This window comes from Halolamina sp. CBA1230, assembly GCF_002025255.2.
Taxonomy (GTDB): domain Archaea; phylum Halobacteriota; class Halobacteria; order Halobacteriales; family Haloferacaceae; genus Halolamina.
This window is the reverse complement of the sequence record NZ_CP054587.1, coordinates 2,237,651-2,258,462: the sequence shown is the minus strand read 5'-3', so window position 1 is coordinate 2,258,462 and position 20,812 is coordinate 2,237,651. Positions and strand designations below refer to the sequence as shown.

The 20,812-nt window shown below is 66.9% G+C and carries 19 protein-coding genes and 2 tRNA genes; 16 read left to right on the top strand and 5 right to left on the bottom strand.

Going from position 1 to position 20,812, the window contains the following annotated elements:
- Positions 1–17: 17 nt before the first annotated feature.
- The 3 genes from pyrH to B4589_RS11940 all read left to right on the top strand — a co-directional run bounded on the left by pyrH (position 18) and on the right by B4589_RS11940 (position 4,407).
- The gene (gene pyrH, locus B4589_RS11950; protein ID WP_079234485.1) at positions 18–740 is read left to right on the top strand and encodes a UMP kinase; all 723 of its coding nucleotides are present in this window, start codon (positions 18–20) and stop codon (positions 738–740) included.
- The gene (gene lysS, locus B4589_RS11945) at positions 733–2,433 is read left to right on the top strand and encodes a lysine--tRNA ligase (RefSeq protein WP_079234484.1); all 1,701 of its coding nucleotides are present in this window, start codon (positions 733–735) and stop codon (positions 2,431–2,433) included. Before pyrH ends, lysS begins: the two co-directional genes overlap by 8 nt.
- A gap of 108 nt (positions 2,434–2,541) precedes the next feature.
- Positions 2,542–4,407: a site-2 protease family protein gene (locus B4589_RS11940; protein WP_079234483.1), complete on the top strand. Its 1,866-nt coding sequence runs from the start codon at positions 2,542–2,544 to the stop codon at positions 4,405–4,407.
- 15 nt (positions 4,408–4,422) lie between these two features.
- On the opposite strand, the gene B4589_RS11935 is transcribed toward B4589_RS11940, so the two are convergent.
- Entirely contained in the window at positions 4,423–4,950 is a 528-nt protein-coding gene (locus tag B4589_RS11935; protein ID WP_079234482.1) for a PadR family transcriptional regulator, read from the bottom strand.
- Positions 4,951–5,107: 157 nt separating this feature from the next.
- On the opposite strand from B4589_RS11935, the gene B4589_RS11930 reads away from it, so the two are divergent.
- The 4 genes from B4589_RS11930 (at position 5,108) to B4589_RS11915 (ending at position 9,009) form a co-directional block, all read left to right on the top strand.
- On the top strand, positions 5,108–6,574 hold the full coding sequence (locus tag B4589_RS11930; RefSeq protein WP_079234481.1) for a heme-binding protein: 1,467 nt from the start codon (positions 5,108–5,110) through the stop codon (positions 6,572–6,574).
- Positions 6,575–7,268: 694 nt separating this feature from the next.
- Complete coding sequence (locus tag B4589_RS11925) at positions 7,269–8,177, top strand: acyltransferase (RefSeq protein WP_079234480.1); 909 nt, start codon at positions 7,269–7,271, stop codon at positions 8,175–8,177.
- Between the two features lie 60 nt (positions 8,178–8,237).
- A complete protein-coding gene (locus B4589_RS11920) occupies positions 8,238–8,747 on the top strand; it encodes an NUDIX domain-containing protein (RefSeq protein ID WP_079234479.1) in 510 nt (169 codons plus the stop codon).
- Between the two features lie 49 nt (positions 8,748–8,796).
- A complete protein-coding gene (locus B4589_RS11915) occupies positions 8,797–9,009 on the top strand; it encodes a hypothetical protein (protein WP_079234478.1) in 213 nt (70 codons plus the stop codon).
- A gap of 13 nt (positions 9,010–9,022) precedes the next feature.
- On the opposite strand, the gene B4589_RS11910 is transcribed toward B4589_RS11915, so the two are convergent.
- Both B4589_RS11910 and B4589_RS11905 read right to left on the bottom strand, forming a co-directional pair.
- The gene (locus tag B4589_RS11910; RefSeq protein WP_079234477.1) at positions 9,023–9,352 is read right to left on the bottom strand and encodes a DsrE family protein; all 330 of its coding nucleotides are present in this window, start codon (positions 9,350–9,352) and stop codon (positions 9,023–9,025) included.
- A 239-nt stretch (positions 9,353–9,591) separates the two neighbouring features.
- Positions 9,592–9,662, bottom strand: a tRNA-Gly gene (locus tag B4589_RS11905).
- A 144-nt stretch (positions 9,663–9,806) separates the two neighbouring features.
- Here B4589_RS11905 and B4589_RS11900 point away from each other — a divergent pair.
- Positions 9,807–10,640 (top strand): NAD+ synthase, encoded by an 834-nt coding sequence (locus B4589_RS11900; RefSeq protein ID WP_079234476.1) that lies wholly within the window; start codon positions 9,807–9,809, stop codon positions 10,638–10,640.
- Between the two features lie 144 nt (positions 10,641–10,784).
- Here the strand turns inward: B4589_RS11900 and B4589_RS11895 are convergent, their stop codons facing one another.
- Positions 10,785–11,510 carry a DUF3105 domain-containing protein gene (locus B4589_RS11895; RefSeq protein ID WP_079234475.1) on the bottom strand — a complete coding sequence of 242 codons (726 nt, stop codon included), beginning with the start codon at positions 11,508–11,510 and terminating at the stop codon, positions 10,785–10,787.
- Positions 11,511–11,654: 144 nt separating this feature from the next.
- Between B4589_RS11895 and B4589_RS11890 the strand changes: the two genes are divergently transcribed.
- The 3 genes from B4589_RS11890 (at position 11,655) to B4589_RS11880 (ending at position 13,415) form a co-directional block, all read left to right on the top strand.
- Positions 11,655–12,320 carry a hypothetical protein gene (locus tag B4589_RS11890; RefSeq protein ID WP_079234474.1) on the top strand — a complete coding sequence of 222 codons (666 nt, stop codon included), beginning with the start codon at positions 11,655–11,657 and terminating at the stop codon, positions 12,318–12,320.
- Positions 12,321–12,373: 53 nt separating this feature from the next.
- Positions 12,374–12,445: transfer RNA gene (locus tag B4589_RS11885), tRNA-Thr, on the top strand.
- A 238-nt stretch (positions 12,446–12,683) separates the two neighbouring features.
- A complete protein-coding gene (locus tag B4589_RS11880) occupies positions 12,684–13,415 on the top strand; it encodes a hypothetical protein (RefSeq protein WP_217920464.1) in 732 nt (243 codons plus the stop codon).
- Positions 13,416–13,444: 29 nt separating this feature from the next.
- Here B4589_RS11880 and B4589_RS11875 read toward each other — a convergent pair whose 3' ends face one another.
- Positions 13,445–13,975: a hypothetical protein gene (locus B4589_RS11875; protein ID WP_079234472.1), complete on the bottom strand. Its 531-nt coding sequence runs from the start codon at positions 13,973–13,975 to the stop codon at positions 13,445–13,447.
- Positions 13,976–14,198: 223 nt separating this feature from the next.
- On the opposite strand from B4589_RS11875, the gene B4589_RS11870 reads away from it, so the two are divergent.
- From B4589_RS11870 to B4589_RS11850, 5 genes are all read left to right on the top strand, one after another.
- The gene (locus B4589_RS11870) at positions 14,199–15,041 is read left to right on the top strand and encodes a SipW-dependent-type signal peptide-containing protein (protein WP_079234471.1); all 843 of its coding nucleotides are present in this window, start codon (positions 14,199–14,201) and stop codon (positions 15,039–15,041) included.
- Between the two features lie 7 nt (positions 15,042–15,048).
- On the top strand, positions 15,049–16,842 hold the full coding sequence (locus B4589_RS18220) for a SipW-dependent-type signal peptide-containing protein (protein ID WP_079234470.1): 1,794 nt from the start codon (positions 15,049–15,051) through the stop codon (positions 16,840–16,842).
- 119 nt (positions 16,843–16,961) lie between these two features.
- Entirely contained in the window at positions 16,962–17,792 is an 831-nt protein-coding gene (locus tag B4589_RS11860) for a SipW-dependent-type signal peptide-containing protein (RefSeq protein WP_079234469.1), read from the top strand.
- Positions 17,793–17,916: 124 nt separating this feature from the next.
- Positions 17,917–19,701 carry a laminin B domain-containing protein gene (locus B4589_RS11855; protein WP_079234468.1) on the top strand — a complete coding sequence of 595 codons (1,785 nt, stop codon included), beginning with the start codon at positions 17,917–17,919 and terminating at the stop codon, positions 19,699–19,701.
- 118 nt (positions 19,702–19,819) lie between these two features.
- The gene (locus tag B4589_RS11850; RefSeq protein WP_079234467.1) at positions 19,820–20,812 is read left to right on the top strand and encodes a SipW-dependent-type signal peptide-containing protein; all 993 of its coding nucleotides are present in this window, start codon (positions 19,820–19,822) and stop codon (positions 20,810–20,812) included.

The window sequence follows — 20,812 nt, the reverse complement described above, 5'->3', positions numbered from 1 at the left end:
CCCCGGAACCTCACCTAATGCGAGTCGTCGTCTCTATCGGGGGTAGCGTACTGGCGCCCGGCCTCGACCCCGAGCGCGTGGAAGGGTTCGCCGACGCCCTCGGCACGCTCTCGGCGGAGGGCTGTGAACTGGGCGCGGTCGTCGGCGGCGGCACCGTCGCACGACAGTACATCGGCGCCGCCCGCGACTTGGCGGCCAACGAGTTCCAGCTCGACGAGCTCGGCATCGGCGTCACGCGGCTCAACGCCCGCCTGCTGATCGCGGCGATGGGCCACGGCGTCCAGCGGACGCCCGCCACGAGCTACGACGAGGCCGGCGAGGCGATCCGCGGCGGCGACACCGTCGTGATGGGTGGGATCACGCCCGGCCAGACCACCGACGCCGTCGCGGCCGCGCTGGCGGAGTACATCGACGCCGAACTGCTGGTGTTCGCGACCAGCGCCGACGGCGTGTACAACGCGGACCCGGAGACCGACGACGACGCCGAGCAGTACGGCCAGCTCACCCCCAGCGAACTGGTGGAAGTGATCGCGCCGATGGACCGCGGCGCGGGCGCCTCCGCCCCGGTCGACCTGCTCGCGGCCAAGCTCATCGAGCGCTCGTCGCTGCGCACCATCGTTCTCGACGGCACCGACCCCGAGGCCGTCGTCGACGCCGTGCTCCGGGGCGAGCACAGCGGCACCGACATCGTGCCCACGGGCGGGACCGACGAGCCCACTTACTGGACCCAGCATGAGTAGCGAGCAGACCCCCGATCCGGACGCCGACGCTTCGGGCCCCTCCTCCGGCCCGACCACGGGCAGCGACGCCGGCGAGGATGGCGGCGAGGAGTCGTACCACGCGTTCTGGGCCGACGCCGTCGCCGACGAGGTGGAGGCCCGCGACCCGGAGGACCCCATCGTGATCAAGGGCGGCGTCTCCCCCTCCGGCATCCCCCACCTCGGCCACTTCAACGAGATCCTCCGTGGCTACTTCGTCGCGGAGGTGCTCCGCGAGCGGGGTCACGAGGTCCGGCAGGTGTTCACCTCCGACGACCGCGACCCGCTGCGGAAGCTCCCCCGGCGGCTGGCCGACGCGGACTGGAACGTCGTCGAACTGGGCGAGGTCGACGCCGGCGCGCTCGGGAAGAACCTCGGAACGCCGTACACCGACATCCCCGACCCGTTCGGCGACTGCCACGGCTCCTACGGCGAGCACTTCGCGGACCTGCTCGCGGGGGCCGCCGAGATGGTGGACGTGCCCGTCGACGTGCTCTCGAACACCGAACTGTACGAGACCGGCGAGTTCGAGCCCGAGATCCGGACGATCCTCGAGAACGTCGACACCGCCCGCGAGGTGCTCGCGAAGTACCAGGACTCCGTCGACGAGACGTACTCGCCGTTCCGCGTGATCTGTCCGGAGTGTGGCATCGTCACCACCGACGTGACCGTCGCGGATCTGGAGGAAGGGCTCGTGGAGTACGAGTGTACGGGCATCACCGCGGGCGACCGCGACATCGAGGGCTGTGGCCACCACGGCGAGGCGACCCTCCGGGACGGGAAGCTCTCCTGGCGCTTCGAGTGGCCTGCACAGTGGAGCCTGCTCGGGGTGGATTTCGAGCCGTTCGGCAAGGACCACGCCGAGGGGTCGTGGCCCTCCGGCGAGGAGATCGCCCGCGAAGTGCTCGGCATCGAGCCCCCGGTGCCGATGACGTACGAGTGGTTCACGCTCAACGGCGAACCGCTCTCCTCCTCGGAGGGGAACGTGGTGACGGTGCCCGAAGTGCTCGAACTGCTCGAACCCGAGGTGCTGCGGTACTTCTTCGCGCTCGACCCGAACAAGGCCCGGGATTTCGACGTCTCCCGGCTGGATCAGCTGGTCGACGACTTCGACCGGTTCGAGCGGGCGTACTTCGGCGAAGTCGACGACGAGGAGCTGGAACGGTTCGCGAACAGAGCCTACCCGTTCGTGATGGATGAGGTGCGCGAGTCGCGCGTTCGGCTGCCCTACACGTTCGCCGCGGTGCTGGGGATGGTCGACGACCGCGACCTGCGCGTGCAGATGGCCCGCAACGAGGGCCACATCCCCGAGGACGCCCCGGAGTGGGTGATCGACGACGCGCTCGAACGCGTCGAGCGGGCCCGCGCGTGGGCGGAGCGCTGTGACAACGCCTACAACTACCGGCTCCAGACCGACCTCCCCGACGTGGCGCTGACCGACGACGAGCAGGCAGCACTCGACGACCTCGCAGAGTTCGTCGCGGCGGGCCACGACGGCGAAGCTATCCAGGGCCGGATCTACGAGCTCGCGGAGGCACACGACCTGGAGACGGCCGACCTGTTCGCGGCGGGCTACCGGCTGTTCTTCGACAAGGAGCAGGGCCCCCGGCTGGGCGAGTTCCTCGGCGAGCTCGACCGCTCGTTCGTGGTCGAGCGCCTCCGCCGGGAAGGCTAGAGCCCTCGAACGGGGATCCGGAGCGGGTCACAGCCCGTTTCGGGTGGCTCGGTCGTCACAGCGTCGTACCCGAACGCATTTGCCCGGCGGGACCGGATTCCCGGACAGATGATCGACGGGCTGTTACAGGCTGTTCCCGCGTTCGGTCCCCTGACGTGGATACTCGTCGGCATCGTCGCCTACTCGCTGGTGGCCTTCTGGCTCGACGGGCAGGGGCTGATCCCCGAGGGGGTCCACGTCTCGGGACCGATCACGACGATCCACACCAAGCGCGGCCGGGTGTTCCTCAACTGGCTCGCCGGCCCCAAGCGGTTCTGGCGGGCCTGGACCAACGTCGGTCTCGGCGCGACGCTCGTGGTGATGGTGGGGATGTTCGTTCTGCTGCTCCGACAGGGGCAGCTGATCCTCGAGAGCCCGCCCGCGCCGTCGCCGGTGAACGAGCCAGCGAACGTGCTGGTGATCCCCGGGGTCAACGAGTTCCTCCCGCTGTCGGTCGCCCCGGAGATCGTCATCGGCCTGCTGGTCGGGCTGGTGGTCCACGAGGGCGGTCACGGCCTCCTCTGCCGCGTCGGCGACATCGACATCGACTCGATGGGGCTGGTGACGCTGGCGGTGATCCCGATCGGCGCGTTCGTCGAACCCGACGAGGAGAGCCAGCGCGAGGCGAACCGCGGCGCCCGCGCCCGGATGTTCGCCGCCGGCGTCACCAACAACTACGTGGTGACGATCGTCGCGTTCGCGCTGCTGCTCGGGCCGATAGTGGGTTCGATCGCCCTCGCGCCCGGCGCGGCGATCGGCGGCGCCCTCCCGGGGTCCGCGGCGGACGAGGCCGGGATCGACGGCGGCGACCGGATCGTGATGGCCGGCGACCGCGAGATCGCGAACGGCAGCGAGCTCGACGCCTACCTCGCAGAGAGCAGCCAGCGTGAACTGAGCGTCACGCTCGGTGACGGCACCGAGACCACCGTCCAGCGCTCGCTGCTCGTGACCCGGCTCGCGGCCGGCTCGCCGTTCGATCGCGAGGGGACGGCCGGGCTCGACGTCGGCGACACGATCACCGCGGTCAACGGTACTGCAGTCCGCACCGAGCGGGGGTTCCGCGACGCGGTCGGGAACCGCACAAGCGTAGCGATCACGACCGAGGACGGGAACACGACGACCGGGCCGATGGGCGTGGTCGTCCGGGCGACCGCGCCGGATCTGCCGGGGGTCGGCGGCGAGCCGGCCGACCACCCGCTGAACAACTCCGCCGGCTTCCCGTCCCGAACGCCGTTCACGCTGGTGAGCCTCGGCGGCCAGCCCACGCAGACGCCCGCGGACGTGACCGCCGCACTGGAGGGCCGCGAGCCCGGTGAGTCGGTCGAGGTCGTCGCGGTCGTCGAGGGCGAACGCCGGACGGCGACGGTGACGCTCGCCGAGGACTACCGCGGGGACGGGTCCGGCTATCTGGGTATCGCACCGATCGCTGGCGGCGAGTACGCCGGCGTCGGCACGAGCAGCCTCGGCGTCGACTACTACCCGGCCGAGGGGTTCCTCTCGCTGCTGAACGGTGAGGGCGGCGTCGGCGTCGTGGCGGCGGGCGGATCGATGCTCGGGCTGGTGCTCGTCGTCCTGCTGCTCCCGTTCATCGGCGCGGTCGGCGGCGGAAGCTACAACTTCGCGGGGTTCGTCGCGGCCAACCGCAACTTCTACGAGATCACCGGACCGCTCGAACCGCTCGGCGGCGGGGTGTTCCTGCTGGCGAACCTCCTCTTTTGGACCGGCTGGATCAACCTCAACCTCGCCTTCTTCAACTGCATCCCGGGCTACCCGCTCGACGGCGGGCGGATCCTCCGGGCCTGCGTTGAGGCGGTGGTCGCGCGGCTCCCGATCGAGGACAAACACACCGCGACGCGGGCGGTGACGACCAGCGTCGGGCTGGCGATGCTTGCGTGCCTGCTGCTCGTGGTGTTCGGGCCGCAGCTGCTCAACTGAGCTGGCGCCGCCGACCTACTCGTTGGGGTCTTCCTCGACGCCCATCCGCTCGTAGAACTCCTCGGGCGTGTCGTCGATGCGCTGGAAATCGTCGAAGTAGTACTCGTGGTGGCGCACGACCTGCTCGCAGATCCACCGGGAGAACGTCTCGTCGAAGCGCCAGTGGTCGGCGGGCTGTTCGACCTCGAAGCGCTCGTCGGTCGCGAACCCCACGTAGACGTGGTAGAAGCCGAGGATCACGTCGGCGAACTCTCGGGCTTTCGCGCCGGTCTCGACGCGTTTCTCCGCGAGCTCCTCCTCGCCGGCCTCGGTGAGTTCGAAGTACTTCCGGTCGGGCTCGTCCTCGCGTTCGATCCGCTCGGCCCAGCCGTTCTCCTCGAACTTATAGAGGATGGGGTAGACGGAGCCGTAGGAGGGCTCCCAGTGACCGCCGCTGATGTCGCCGATCTCCTTGAGGATCTCGTAGCCGTAGCGGGGTTTCTCCTCGAGGAGTTCGAGCACGATGTACGAGATGAGGCCTTTCGGGGGGCCGCTCTTCCGCATCGTTCCCCGTACGGAGGGGGCTCTCTGAAAGGGTTTCGGTCCGGGAATCGCCGGTTCAGCGACTAATTCGGGCGGAAACGGGAATATCCGTCGGCTCGGTCGTTCGTGGGCGCGGTGACACGCAACGCCCAAGCCCCCCCAGTCCCGACTCCCGGGCATGACCGAGCCACCGCAGACCGAAGAGGGTTGGTTCGTCCTCCACGACTTCCGTGACGTCGATTGGGACGCATGGCGGGACGCTCCCGAGCGGGACCGGGAACACGCGATCGCGGAGGGCGTCGAGTACCTGGAGGACCACGAGGCCGTCGTCGACGCCGACGAGGGGACGTCGGCGGTGTTCAGCGTCGTCGGCGACAAGGCCGACCTGCTGATCCTGCATCTCCGGCCGACGCTGGACCACCTCTCGACGGCCGAGCGCCGGTTCGAGCACACCGCGCTGGGGGAGTACACCGAGCAGGCGACCTCCTACGTCTCTGTGACCGAGGTGTCGGGGTACGTCTCCGACGCCTACTTCTCGGAGGACGAGGAGGAGGTCGACGAGGGGCTGAAACAGTACATCGAGGGGAAGATCAAGCCCGACCTGCCCGACGACGAGTACGTCTGCTTCTACCCGATGGACAAGCGCCGCGGCGAGGAGGTGAACTGGTACGACCTGCCGTTCGACGAGCGCGCGGACCTGATGGCCGGCCACGGCGAGACCGCCCGGAAGTGGGGCGGGAAAGTCGACCAGATCATCTCCTCCTCGCTGGGGCTGGACGACTTCGAGTGGGGTGTAACCCTGTTCGCGGGCGACGCGACCGACATCAAGGATATCGTCTACGAGCTCCGGTTCGACGACGCCACCTCGAAGTACGGCGAGTTCGGCTCCTTCTTTATCGGTCGGCGGTTCCCGCCCGCGGATCTGGGCGCGTACCTGCGCGGGGAGACGGTCCCGGCCGGCGACGACGACGGGCACCATCACGGTGAGGGTGAAGGCCACCACGAGGGTGAGAGCGACCACCACGGCGACGGGGGCGACGAGGAGGACGAAGCCGCCGACGAGGACGACATCCGCGGCGAGCTCGAGGATCTCGACATCTACGCGGGCCAGCCCCACGGCGAGGACGTGTACGCGACGGTGCTGTACAGCGAGGCCGACCCCGAGGCGATCACGGAGGAGGTCGACGGGCTCCGGGGCAACTTCGAGCATTACGACACCCACGTGAAGACGGCGGTGTACGAGGGAACCTACACCGACCGCGTCGCGGTCGTGAGCATCTGGGACACCGGAAGCGCCGCCGAGACCGCGGCGGGCTTTCTCTCGGACCTGCCGGGCGTGGTCGAGCGCGCCGGCGAGGAGTCCGGGTTCGGGACGATGGGGATGTTCTACACCGTGAAACCGGACCACCAGGAGGATTTCGTCGAGAAGTTCGACACCGTGGGTGACCTGCTTTCGGACATGGACGGCCACTTCGAGACGGACCTGATGGTGAACGTCGCCGACGAGAACGACATGTTCATCGCGAGCCAGTGGCGCTCGAAGGAGGACGCGATGGGCTTTTTCCGCTCGGACGCGTTCCGTGACACGGTGCAGTGGGGGCGTGACGTGCTGGCTGATCGGCCCCGGCACGTGTTCTTGGCCTGAGTCGAGTTTCGAGTCTCTTTCTCGACGTTTCTCGTGTTCGGGCGATCAGTCGTCGACGGATGCGACAGTGAGAACGACGGCTACCGACACAGCAACAGCATCTCGTTGCTAGACCACTTGCGACCGCAACCGCCCCGCACAGCCCTCACGCCTCCCCAGCCGATTCGCTCACATTCGTTCGCTCATCCCTCGCGCTGAGACGCGGCACAGGGCCGCGCCCGCTTTCGCGCCGACAGCTGTAGCGGTGGGTCGCGGTGGACGCGAGGGCTCGCCACCGGTCGGCGAGCCCATGGGGAGGATGCGGGGAAGACCATCGCGGTGCTGGGCGGTCGCAAGTGGTCATGCGTCGAGATGCCGTTGCTGTCGCGGTTGCTGCTTCGGAAGCCAATGATCCAGATCCCGTTGCTGTCGCGGTCGCTGTTCCGCCGGTCGAAAACCGAAACTCACAGCCTCGAGAACGATTCCTCAACCCTACCTCAGCATCCCGTTCCCGCGTATCAGCTCACACCGTCAAGACCACCGGCGCCCTTGACGACGATCGACTCATAGCTCCCACAGGTCATGCCCGTCGCAGTTCGTCCGTGACCATCGATCGCGTACCACCCGCGAGTACCAAACAGATCTGACCCGGCGTGGTCGTCCACCGTATGCGAACACCCGAACCCATATGGCCGCGCCACTCCACCCTCCCGACATGACCAAACGCCACGCCTCGCTCCCGCCGGACGCCGAGGCCGGGGTGGACGCCTTCATCGAGGACGTCGACGAGCGACTCGCCTCCGACGAGGACACCTGCGACGTGGTACAGGACACCCTTGTGGACCTGTTCGGCGACCGCGACGCCTACGAGCGCTGGCAGGACGGCGGCGACGTGCGCCCGGCCGAGCGCGTCCGCCTGCAGGGGTACGACCCCTGCAACGCGACGCTGGAGTCCGAGTACTACGCCGAGAAAGACGAGGACCGTTTCCAGCGGTCGAAACACCTCCAGTGGCTCTGGCGCCAGTTCGACGCGACGCCGATGGCCGACAACATCGAGTTCGCGCTGCGGTTCCGCCAGATGCTCGCCGAACACCTGTTCGACGAGGTCGGGGAGAACTGCCGCTTCTTCAAGGGGATCACGTTCACCTACGGCCACAACATCTCCGTCGGCGACAACGTGGTCGTCCACGACGACGTCCACCTCGACGACCGCGGCGCGCTGGAGATCGGCGACCGCGTCTCGATTTCGGACTCCGCGCAGGTGTTGAGCCACGACCACGACATCGTCGACCAGACCGAGGTGAAGAACTACCGGACGATCATCGAGGACGACGCCCGCCTCACGTACGACGCGATGGTCCGCGCCGGCTCGAAGCTCGGCGAGAACTCCGTCGTCGGTGCGAAAGCCGTCGTCGACGGCGACGTCCCCGCCCACCACGTCGCGGTCGGCCAGCCCGCGAAATCAGTCCGCGTGAAGCCGGGCTGGGAGGACGTCGCCGAACCGGTCGAGGACCGACTGGAGCGCAACAAGGAGGAGCGCCGGATCGAGTACGACCTGCCCGACGACCTGGACGACTTCGACGAGTTCCAGCGCGATCTGCAGCCGCCCGGCGACGACATCTGACGGACTGTTTCGCCCCACACCCGTCGTGTGATTGATACGCCCCCCGCCGGAGCCGAACGTATGCGCGACGACCACGAGCCGTTCGTCGGGAAGATCACCCAGAAGGCGATCCTGTTCGGCCCCGACGGCGACGTGCTCCTCGCCGGGAGTGTGGACCGCCCCGAACCCCCCGGCGGCACGTTCGAGTTCGGCGAGACGCTCGTCGGCGGGCTTCGACGAGAGCTCCGCGAGGAACTGGGCGTCGACGCCCGCATCGGTCCGCCAGTCGGTGCGAACTACGGGCTCTGGGCCGACGAGGACGGGACGCCGATGGTGACGATCCTCTACCGCTGTGAGACCGACGAGCGGGAGGTCACGTTGAACGACGAACACGAGCGAGCGGAGTGGGTCACACCCGAGACCGCTGCCGAGCGGCTGGGCGAACTCTCGTCGCGGCTCGAGGACGCTGTCGAGCGTGCGGCGGCGCTCAACGGCGAGGAGCCGTTCGAGGTAGTGGCCGATCCATACGCCGACAGCGAGACGACGACCGAGGAGCTGCTCGCGGCGCTGGAAGCCGCCCGGGAGGAGTGAGGAACGTGTCGCTCGGAAGCACTATCCACCGGGGCCGCGTAGCCGGACCGTGACCGACGTTCGACTCGCGTACGAACGAGTCAACGGGTGGCTCCGGAACCGCTCCCGGGCCGGGTTCGCGGCCGTCGTCGGGCTGGGGTCGGCGCTCGGGATCCTCGCGTTCGGCGCGCTGGTGGGCGAGCGGATGCTGTTCGACGCGATCACGATGGCTATCGCGATGACGGCCGCCTACTACTTCTTCGACCCGCAGGACAAGGGTTGACCCGACGGTGATCCTACAGCCGGATATACGCCCAGCCCGAATCCTGCAGCCGCGTCAGTTCCCCCACGCCGGAGGAGACGAACTCGACTCCGTCGCCGAACGCATCCTCGCCAGCGTCGGCACCCCGAGCAGCGTTCGAGCAGAGCTTCACTGTCGCGCCGAGGTCGGTGAGTGCGTCGGTCGTTGCCGACTCCGCGTCGGCAGCCGCGTCGATGACCTCGCTACTGTCGACGACGACCGCCACGGCGTCGATGTCGACGGTCTCGTCGTCGAGGAGGTTCCGGACTTTCGGCTCCGCGGTGCGGTAGGCGTCGACGGTCGAGGCGTGGAAGACGGTGTGCATACTCGGGATTTTCGGTTGGAAGTGTGAAGAATGCGCGGTCGGCAGAAATGCGCCGTCCGGGAGGCGAGCGAGGCCGAAGGCCGAGCGAGTGAGACTACGGAGGGCGCACGAACGACCGCAGGGAGAGAGTGCGCCGTCCGGGAATTGAACCAGAGCCAGACGGTCGCTCGCTCCGCTCGCGCTGCGACTGGCAGGATTCAATTCCGTCGGCGATTTCGCCTCGCTTCGCTCGGCAGAAATGCGCCGTCCGGGAATTGAACCCGGGCCGGTAGCTTGGGAAGCTACTGTCCTACCACTGGACCAACGGCGCTCGCGTTCGACAGAACGCCCGCGTCCGGTAAGTCGGTTTCGGATTCGACCACCCCCAGCGCATCGACGCCGGCGAAACCGGACGCACGTCCAGCTCCGGGGATCGGGGAGTGCCTATTTGTCGCCTGCGGCAGAACGCCGACCCATGCCCGAAGACGTCCTGACGGAGAACGCACCGCTGGACATCCGCTTCTCGGAGGCAGAGCTCGAAACCGCCCGCGAGGAGATCGTCTCGTTCATCCGGGACACCGTCGATGCCGCCGGCGCGGAGGGTGCCGTGCTCGGCCTCTCGGGGGGGATCGACTCGACGCTGACCGCCTACCTCGCCGTCGAGGCGCTCGGTGAGGAGGGGCTCCACGGGCTGACGATGCCCGCCCGCGTCAGCGACGAGGCGCTGATGAGCGACGCCGAGGCGGTCGCGGAGTCGCTCTCGATCCCCTACGACGTGATCGAGATCGAACCCATCGCCGAGCAGTTCGACGAGGCGTTCCCGGAGGGGACCGAGGACAAAACCGCCGCCGGGAACGTCCGCGTCCGGACGCGGGGCGTGATGAACTACTACGTCGCCAACACCGAGAACCGGATCGTGCTGGGGACGGGCAACCGTAGCGAGGCGATGACCGGCTACTTCACGAAGTACGGCGACCAGGCCGTCGACTGCAACCCCATCGGCGACCTGTACAAACAGCAGGTCCGCCAGCTGGCCGCCCACGTCGGCGTCCCGCACGAACTGGTGATGCAGACGCCCACCGCCGGGATGTGGGAGGGCCAGACCGACGAGGAAGAGATGGGGCTGAACTACGACCACCTCGACGCCGTGCTCGCGCTGCACGTCGATGGCCCGCTGTCGAAGGCGGCGACGGTGCGCTACGTCGACGATGTCACCGAGGAACACGTCGAGCGCGTCGACGAACTGGTCGAGGGGAGCGCCCACAAGCGGTCGATGCCGCCCTCGCCGGAGCTCTCGGTTCGGGAGTGAAACCAGTCACGTCGACGAGAGTCGAAGACTCTCGTCTGCCAACCAGAAATCGGAGATTTCTGGTGACGGCGAGCGAGCGAGCGACGGCAGTCTCCGTGCTGCCGTCCCCGAGCCGATGCCGTGACTGTGTAGCGGACCCCGCGCCTACCGCACTGGGTTCTCCGGCCCGCGGCCGAGGTACTCAGCCGCGAACGCTTGCACCGCCTCGGCGTCGTAGTCCTCCTCCAGCACGAGCCGGTGGGTCCACGCCGTCAGCACGTAGTCACCGCGCGGGTCGTCGTTGGGGTTGGGGGCGACGATGACGCTCTGCCACTGGCCGTCCTTGTTCGCGGCCCAGGCGCGCAGGCTGGCCTCCGCCTCGTCGTCGAGCGCGTCCTCGTCGTAGTAGATCACGACCGCGCCGTGTTCGAGCGAGTGAACGAGCCGTTCGAGCCGGGGCGTCTCGGTGTAGAACCCTGCCGTCTCCCAGTCGTCCCAGTGGGGGCCCGAAAGCGGGGGGACGGGGTCGTAGTCGATATCGCCCGAGCGGTGGTCACGCCCCTGACTCTCGAAGCTCTCGACCTCGGAGATCCACTGGTCGGCACCGCTGTTCGGCAGCGGCTCGTCCTCCATCCCCGCCGGCTCGGCGTCGAGATCCGTGCCGCCGTCGCCGCCAGCCAGGAAGAAAAACCAGATCGCGATCACGAACACCACCAGCACCGCTGCGCCGGAGAGCAGGCCGACGATCGGGAGCCCCTCGTCGTCGTCCTGTGCGGACTCCACACGTCGCCGGTCGATCGGTCCGAGCTCCCTGGCGTGCTCCTCGCCGAGGTGTTCGAGGTGGGCGTCCTCGTCGTCGAAGGTTGCCCCGCAGTACTCACACTCGACCATACCCCTACACTGCTCCGGGCGCCCATAACCCTTCGTTCTCTGGCAGTCGTCCGGCATCGGCGAGCCGGCGTGGCTGGCGGGCGTTCCTGGCGCTTTCGGGGGCTTTCCAAAGGCCTTTGGCTCCGCCCCGACTTATCCGGGACGATGGACGACGCCGCCGTGGCCCGCCGTTCTGCCCGGAACGCGCTGGGGGAGATCGAGCCCGAACCCCTCCGTGAGACGCTCGACCAACGGCTGGCGACAGCGTCGATGGTTCCCGGGGCGCTGACGCTGTCGACCGCCCGGGCGTTCGACGACGGGATCGACGTGACCGCGCTCGGCGAGCTCGCGGCCGGCGTCCAGCTCATCTACGAAGGGCTCTCGCTCACCCGACAGCTGGCCCACGACGAGCCGTGGGCGAGCGACCCCGAGAACGACATCGACGCCGACCTCGCAGTCGTCGCCGCCGACGTGCTGGTCTCCCGGGGGTTCTCGCTGCTCGCGCGAACGCCTGCGGCCGACCGTGCGGTCGAGACCGTGCGGGCGTTCGGCCGCGACCAGACCGTCCGCGAGACGGCGGAGGAGACGGCCGACATCGACCGGAACCTCGAAGCCGACGTGTTCGAACTCGCAGTCGTCGCCGGCGTCGCCGCCGTCGACGCGTCACCCCCGGAGGAGCTGCTGGCGTTCGCAGCCGAGCTCGCCCGCTCCTACGAGGGGTCGCTCCCGTCGGCGCCGGAGCTGCTGGCCGGGCCGACCCGGGACCGGCTGGCGGGGTTCTCCGACGGCGTCGTCGGATCCGCCCCACGCGGTGCGGGAACCGATCCATGAGTCGGGGCGAACCGAAATCCCTATACACGGAACCGCAGTACGAGAAGGTGCGCGCCTGGGTAGCTTAGCGGTAAAGCGCGTCCTTGGTAAGGACGAGAGCCGGGGTTCAAATCCCCGCCTAGGCTTCCCGCGTTTTCTCTATCCCGGTAGCGATGAATCGCACACGTACCGGATCCCACGAATCGGAATATCGGCAGTATTCGCCGTTTAATCGACTGTTCAGGGGGACTTAGCACGCTAATACCTAACACTGTTTCCTACCAAGAGGCTGGCATGCAGGCTCGGCGCGCGGTCGAGGCACTCCGGAAACCGAAGTACACGGGTGAGAACCGGTGTCTCCCCTGTACTGTCCTGAACGTCGTGTTGGTCGCCGCCGTCGGCCTCGGTTTCGGTGCCTTGTACGAACCAGTCGTCGGCATCGCCGCAGTGACTGTCGGGTTCGGGCTCATCTATCTTCGCGGGTACGTTGTTCCCGGGACACCAGTTCTGACACAGCGCTTTCTCCCGGACGCCGTGCTCAGGTACTTCGAACACGGGGGGCCGAAAACGACCACCCCAGCGAACGGCGGCGATAGCGAGTTCGACCCTGAGACGGAACTCCTCACAGCCGGGGCGTTGGCTCCCTGTCTCGACCGTGACGACCTCTGTTTGGACTCGTTGTTTCGCACGTCGTGGCGCTCAGAGATGGCACCAGCCGCGGAAGACCTGGACGACGCGATCTACCGTCTGCTTCCGTCGTCGTTCGACGACTCCGTGGATGTCGGGTTCCGCGGGGGCGCTGTCGTTACCCAAGTGTCCGGAACGACCGTCGCAGAGTGGCCCTCACGCGCGGCGTTCGTCGCCGACGCCGCAGGCGCCGCCGCGCTCGCCGAGGTCGACTCGAAGTGGGCCGACCGCGGGTTCCAGGAACGGACGAAACTGCTCGGCGGACTCCGCCTCTGGCTCGACCGCTGTTCGATCTGTGACGGCAGCGTCGAACTCAGCGAGGATACGGTCGAGTCGTGCTGTCGGTCCGTCAACGTGGTCGAAGCGTCCTGCACGTCCTGTGGGGCTCGCATTTTCGAGGCAGAGCTCCCGGACGAGTCGTTGTCGTAGGGGTTCGCCGCATCACGTCCGGCCGACACTCAGTCCAGTAGCGCCCTGAGGTACGTCCATCGCCGTGTCCACAGCTGATACGCCGTCGACGCGGCGACGACGACGAGCGAGATACTCGCCCAGAGGAGCGTTGGAACGTCCCCGATGACGGGAGTACCGAGTTCGGTGGCGACCACGATCACGAGCGTGAGCGTCGCGACTGTCCGGTAGTAGTCCGCCCAGGTGATGCCGTACTTCGTCACGACTTCCATGTACACATTGACGTCGCGGGCCCCCGGACGCAGCTCGATAGTCTTCCTGTGTTCGTCGTATTCGACGACGCCCTCATCGTCGAGCTTCGGGAGGTGGGTCTGGTGGAGGGAGTTGTAGACGCTGTCCCGGACCGACTTCGGCGGCGGCGAGTCGCCTGATTCGTGGGCGGCGATGGTCTCCGCGAGCTCGCGCAGCGTCACAGTCCCCACGGACGCCTGCAGGTGCTCGATGACGCGCCGCCGCCGGTCATTGCGAAGGATGTCGTGAATATCCGTCTCCGCGAGCCGCGACGACCGGGAGAGGCTCATACACCGACCCCAAAACGCCCACCCGCTTATTTATCGGTTGTCTTACCACTATGTCGATCTCCTAGCGGTTCACTTAGCTGGCGCTGAGCCCCCGATTAAAACCTCAATATCTGACTAAGAAGCGCCAAACCGGTCGTTTCTCTCCAAATTCCGCGATTAGCTATGTGGGTGGGGGATAGTGGGTTGTGGCAAGGCCTGCCACGGTGGCTGGCCGACTGAAACCATGTCGAAAAAGAAACTCGAACTCACGCGACGTCGCGTCCTGGGCGGTCTCGGCACCATCGGTGTCGCCGGTGCCGCCGCCGGGCTCGGCACCTCCGCGTACCTCAACGACACGGAATCGTTCGAAGACAACACAATCACCGCGGGCACGCTCGACATGAGCGTTACCGCACAGATCGAGGCTGCTAACGGTTACTGGGAGGACCAAGCAGAATTCCCGATGTCCGAAACGGCCGACGGCGAGGCCGTTACTGGCCTCGTGGTCGACGACGTCAAACCCGGCGACTGGGCGATCATCTGCTTCGACATCGACATCGGGGATAACCCCGGTTACGTCCAAGTCAGCACTGCCAACCTCACGTCGTCCGAGAACGGCTACACGGAACCGGAGGAAGAGGACGAAAACGGTGAAGGTGAACTCGAAGAGGCCATTCTGGCGACTGTCTGGCAGAGCTTCGACGGTGAAAGTCGTAGTGACCTCACGGGTCTCGACGACACAACGAACAACGCGGGCGATACGATACCGACCCACAGCTGGGACTCGTCACGCTCGGAGGGCGGTGAAATCACTGAGGGACCACACTACACCACGCTTCAGGAGGCCTACGACACGTACAGCACGGGCGTTACCCTGATGAACAGCGACGGAATGCCGATGGAGATCGGGGACGACGGTGACGAGTTCAATCCAGAGTTCTGCCTGCTGCTCGAGATCCCGACGGAAGTCGGCAACGAGATCCAGGGCGACTCGCTGAGCTTCGACCTCGTCTTCGACACCGAACAGTCCCGAAACAACGGAGATCCGTTCGCTGACAACAGCACCGGCAACACTACGGACACCTAGGTGAACGATGAGTGATAGATCCACGTCGTTCGAACTCTCCCGCCGCAAGGTGCTGGCGGGCCTCGGCAGTGTCGGCCTCGCCTCCGCGGGTGCGGGCCTCGGAACGAGCGCGTACCTCAACGACACCGAGTCGTTCGAGGGCAACACGATTAGCGCGGGCGAGCTCGACCTGAAAGTCGACTGGGAGGAGCACTACTCCTACCCCCAGCTCTACGGGTTCGACGACCCCGAGAACGGGCTGGACTACGGTGTCCACCGCTCGGAGCCCGACGAACCGGACAACTACGTCGGGATGCCCGACCCATCGAATCCGCAGGTCTGGGTCCACGAGGACGACCTCGGGACGTACATGATGAACACGTCCATCGAGGCGTTCCCGGACCCAAACCACGATGGCGTGCAGGAAGTCGAGGACGGAGAGTTCACGTACATGCCGTGCGACCACGGCGCGGACCTCAACGACGACCTCGACCCCGGCGAGGAGGGGACTGCTACGCGCACAAACAACGACAGCACGGTCGGCACCGAAGGCGAGCCGAAACCCCTCATCAGTCTCGAGGACGTCAAGCCCGGCGACTTCGGGGAGTTAACACTGAGCTTCCACCTCTGTGACAACCCCGGGTACGTGTGGCTGCAGGCGATGGGCTTCTCCGAGGCGGAGAACGGCATCAACGACCCGGAGGGTGAAGTCGACGAGACGTCCGAGATGCCGGAGCTCGCCGAGAACATCCAAACAGTCTGGTGGTACGATTCGCGGGGCGACAACGTCCTCCAGACCGACTGCGAGGAGAAGCTGTACCTTGCTGACAGCGGAACCAGTCCGACCACCCTGTTCGAGGTCACGCTGGACGACGACAGTGGCGAGGCAGAGCTGACCGAGCTCCTGGGTCCCGGTGAGTACAGCGACAACGACTTCGATCAGACGGACGCGATCGCCACGACACCCAACGGTGACAAGATCCTGTTCTACGACAAGAACTCCGGACACCTGGGAACGTACGACATCGACGGCGACACATTCACCGACGAAGGGCCGATTTCCAGCGACCCCGGCGGAATCGTCCTTGCCGGATACTCGCCGAGTGGAACGCTCTGGGCGGCGAGCCAAGACACGGACGAACTCTACACCGTGGATCCGTCGGCTCCCTCGGTCACGTCTCAGGGAGACACCGGTATCGATCTCTCGGGGGCGGACCTCGTGTTCTCTTCCGACGGGACGATGTACATCTGGACGGCGAACACCGACGACGACGGACTCTACCAGGTCAACGATCCGAGCAACGATCCGACGGCCGTTCCCGTCGACGAGGATAACATCGGCGTGAAAGACGAGCGTATCACCGGACTGGCCATCCGTGACGCCGGCACCGGAAACCTCGTCGCCTCCGACCGCGACAACGACGAGATCCACGTCGTCGATCGGACCGACGGCAGTATCACCGAGTCGTACGCGATGACGCTCGACAACGAGCCCTACGAGTACGACTTCGGCGACATGACCGCCGGCGCGTATTGCGGCGAGGTGTTCCGGCGCGGGACACTCGCTGGTGACCTCGACCTGCTCGAGTCCGGGCAAGGAATCGCACTGGACGGGAATCGTGCGAGCGAGTTCGACGAACTGGCCGGCGACCCGTTCGCAGACAGCCGCGAGTGCTTCATGCCAGGCGTGACCCATTACGTCGGGTTCGCGTGGTGGGTGCCGACTACTGTCGGCAACGAGATCCAGGGCGACTCGCTGAGCTTCGACCTCGGGTTCTACACGGAGCAGTGCAGGAACAACGACAACCCAGGAGGGAGCTAATCCAAGCTCGGGCCCAACTTCTTTCCGGCGGTTTCGACTCACGCAGGTGCGGCACGAGCAGCGTGCCGAGCGGTTCGACTCCGCTCGTGAGTCTTCCCCCGACAGGGGAGCGACCAAAAATGACGGACAAACGACTCGAACTCACACGGCGGAAACTGCTCGCTGGCGTCGGCGGCGTCGGACTCGCGTCCGCAGGTGCCGGCCTGGGTACGACTGCGTACCTCAACGACACCGAGTCGTTCGAGGGGAACAGCTTGACCGCAGGCGCGCTGAACATGCTCGTGTCCGTGGACATCCACGACAAGAGCCCGGAGCTCCCGGACCCAGTCGTCGACTCCACGGACGAAGCCGCCGATGACACGGCCGACGGGAACGAGATCACCGTCACCGTCGACGATATGAAACCGGGCGACTGGTTCGTCCTCGACTGGCACGTCGAGATCGACGGCAACCCCGGCTACGTGCAGGTCACGTCGGTCGACGAGGACTACAGCAACGCCGAGGGCGCCAACCCCGAGGCGGAGACCGACACCGCCGCACCGGGCGACCTCGGCGCCGCGTTGCTCACGACCATCTGGGGAAGCACGGACTCCACGGCCGGGTCTGACCGTGGGGGGCTCCAGGATCTCGACGAGACCACCGACCACAACGACACGTGGCTGTCCGGGTACGAAACGCCGGACCTCGACGGCGTCACGACCAGCGGGGCGCACTACACAACCCTCAACGAAGCCCACAGCGAGTATCTCGACGGCGTGGTGCTCAGTGATTCGAGTGGCACGCCGATCGAGGTCGGGAGCGTCAGCGACTATGCGGATGTCCATTACTACCAGCTCTTCGAGCTTCCACCGGAGGTCGGCAACGAGATCCAGGGCGACTCGGTGACGTTCACGCTCCAGTTCGACGCCGAGCAGGTCCGCAACAACGACGCCCCGTTCGGCGGCTCGTAGCGATGGCTCTCTCCGCCCACGCCGGCCTTCGTCGGTGCGCGCGCAGCCAGTCGCTGCGCCACAGCCGTGCCGCGATGCGGCGGTTCGACTCCGCCGGTGGGCCTCCCCCGAGAGGGGTACAACCATGAGTGACCGTAACAACCGATACCGCCTCTCGAGGCGGACCGTGCTTGCCGGGCTCGGCGGCGCCGGTATCGCGTCGGCGAGCGCGGGCCTCGGAACGAGCGCGTATCTCAACGACACCGAATCGTTCGAAGACAACACCATCACCGCGGGCACGCTCGACCTGCTGGTCGGCTACTACTCCTACTGGGACCAAGGGATGGCCGGCTCCGGCAGCGTCCAAGGGAGCAAGGACGGGAGCGGGACCGTCAGCGCCGAGCTGGGCGACGTCAAGCCGGGCGACAGTGGGCTCCTGGCGTTCTGTCCCGTCGTCGAGACAAACCCCGCGTACCTCTGGCTCTGTGGGGAGATCACCGAGAACAGCGAGAACGGGTACACGGAGCCGGAACCCGAAACGAGTGAGAACGGGGACGTCAACGATCCCGGCGATCCGGAGGGTGCGGGTGAGTTGGCCGAGAGCATCAGCGTCACCGTCAACTACTGCGACGTTGGCGAAGTCGGGGACAGCTTCGACCCGGAGGACGTCTCGACGCTCGCGGAGGTGTGGAGCGGAAGCTTGGCCGACCTCATGTCGTCGACTCAGAACGGCGTCCCTCTGGACGGCGACGGGGAACCGGCCAGCGACGGCGGGTTCGACGTGCCGGGTGAGCAGGCCTGTTTCGCCGGCACGGGCGCCGCCGAAGCGTCCAACCCCTGTCTCTGCCTCGACTGGGAGGTTCCGACCTCCGTCGGCAACGAGATCCAAGGCGACTCACTGGAGTTCGACCTGGCGTTCCACGCCGAGCAGTGCCGAAACAACGACGGCACGCACAATCCGTGCACGGGCGAGGAGGAGGTACCCGACGCCGTCTCCATCAGCGCGACACCGGACACCGCCGGCGCGACCGACAGCATCCACCGCGTCGAGGTGCCCGTCGGCTCCGGCCTGGGAGGTGACTCCCTCTCGTCGTTCGCGGTGGATTATCCGGGCGACTTCGACGTGGGCGGCGTGGGAACTGGGGACGTCCTCGGTGCGGGTGTCGAACGCGCGGACAGCAGCATCGACGCCGTCACCGTCACCGGGACCACCGCGAGCGACAGCGACACCGCTATCCAGTTCTCTCTGGCTGGCGGCGTCACGGTCGCCACGGGCGACACGATCTTCGTCGAATACCGGGACGCCACGAACGCCTCGTCCGCGGACGACTACTCCGTCGTCGTCGACGTCAACGGCGGAGAAATCGGACCAGGGACGCTCACACTCGTCCCCCCGAGTTCCACGCCCGGTCCGGTTAGCAGTACCTTCGATGAGGACGACGACGGCTGGAAGATCACCGGCGACGCACAGGGCGGCGCGTCCGTCCCAGACTACGAGCCGTCGGCGGGCAACCCGGCTCCATCGATCTCCGCGACGGACGACGTCCAGGGCGGGACCTGGTACTTCGAGGCGCCCGGGAAGTTCCTTGGCGGCAAGTCAGGGTTCTACGGCGGAACCCTGTCGTTCGACCTCATGCAGGAGTTCTCCGGCAGTCCGAGTCAGTTCGACAACGACGACATCACGCTATCCGGTGGCGGCCTCACGCTGACCTACGATACGGCCCAGAATCCCGGGAACGGCACGTCCGGCAACTGGACATCCTACAACGTCACGCTCGACGAGAGCGACAACTGGATGGTCAGCGGCAGCGCCGCCACCCAGACCGAGATTGAGACAGTCCTCGCCGACCTCACCGAACTCCGGATCCGCGGCGAGTACCGCTCTGGCTCCGACAAGGGCTACCTCGACAACGTCTCGATGCAGCCGTAGCGACCCATAATCGACCACCATCGTTCGGACCCAAGCGGTCCGAATCGACCCACGTCGGTACGCGGCCGCGGAACGGCGGTTCGACTCCGCCGGTGGGTTTCCCGTTCGGGGAGCAACCATGAGCGACGACAGGCAACACTACCGACTCTCGCGGCGCACCGTACTTGCTGGGCTGGGCGGCGTCGGGCTGGCGTCGGCTAGTGCCGGCCTCGGCACGACCGCCCTTCTCAGTGACTCCGAGACGTTCGAGGACAACACGATCACGGCGGGGGCGATGGACGCGCGACTGGACTGGCAACAGAAGTACGACCGGGGGAACGGGACCGAGTACGTCAACGCGTTTCCGGACCGGTACAAGAACGACCCAAACAATCCCGACGAACTCGACACGAACAGCCCGCCGGTCGAGGAGCCCGACGGCATCCAGGACCCGATACGGACTCGCGACGACGTGGTCGAGGATATGCACGGAACGGCATACGGCGATCTCGACGAGGCTGACCGCGTCGCCGTCGAGCAGGCGTACCGCGAACAGTTCGCGAACTCTCCGAACTTCGTCGTGGAGGGGCCGGTCATCGACCTCGACGACGTGAAACCCGGCGACTTCGGATCGGTCACCTACAGCATGCACCTGTTCGACGAGCCCGGGTACGTCTGGCTCGGCGGCTCGCTGGACGCCAACAGTGAGGGCGCGGTCGTGGAGCCGGAGCTCGACGCCGCGGCCGAGGACGACCCCGGTGACGGCTCCAGCGCGGGCGAGCTCCCCGACGCCATCGAGGTGACGCTCTGGTACGACGACGGCGACGAGGACCGCGAGAGCGACGAGACGCCGCCCGAGCGCCCGCTCGTCTTCGAGGGAACGCTCGGGGAGCTGCTCGCGGCAGTCGACGACGGCATACCACTGGACGGACATCCCGAAACTGCCGACCGCGACTGTTTCCCGCAGGACCAGCCGGAGGACGAACAGGCCCGGTACCTCGGCTTCGAGTGGACGCTCCCCGCGAGCGTCGGGAACGTCGTGCAGGGCGACAGCGTGACCTTCGACCTCACGTTCGCGGCAGTACAGTGCCGGAACAACGACGGGGCGACGAGCCCGTTCACGGAGGCGTAG